A 221-nucleotide genomic window follows, 5' to 3' on the forward strand; every position below is an offset into this window, starting at 1 on the left:
GAAGTCGGGGCAATAGCAGTAATACATACCTTTGGAAGGGACTTGAAATTTAATCCGCATGTTCATGTTCTGGTAACCGAAAATCATTGGATTGTGGAACTGGGTAAACCGAAAAATCCATTAAAATGTCCATGTTGTGGGCAGGAGATGGAGTTATGGAGGATATGGCATTACAAATATGGAACCATATGGTCATTTGAGAAGGATGGGGTGATTTACAT

Annotated in this window: 1 protein-coding gene; it reads left to right on the top strand. The window is 40.3% G+C overall.

Going from position 1 to position 221, the window contains the following annotated elements; genetic code table 11:
* The coding region (locus ULO1_RS15165; RefSeq protein WP_242947915.1) for a transposase at positions 1 to 221 on the top strand (221 nt) is incomplete at both ends.

Origin of the sequence: Carboxydocella sp. ULO1 (genome assembly GCF_002049255.1) — a bacterium.
Taxonomy (GTDB): Bacteria; Bacillota.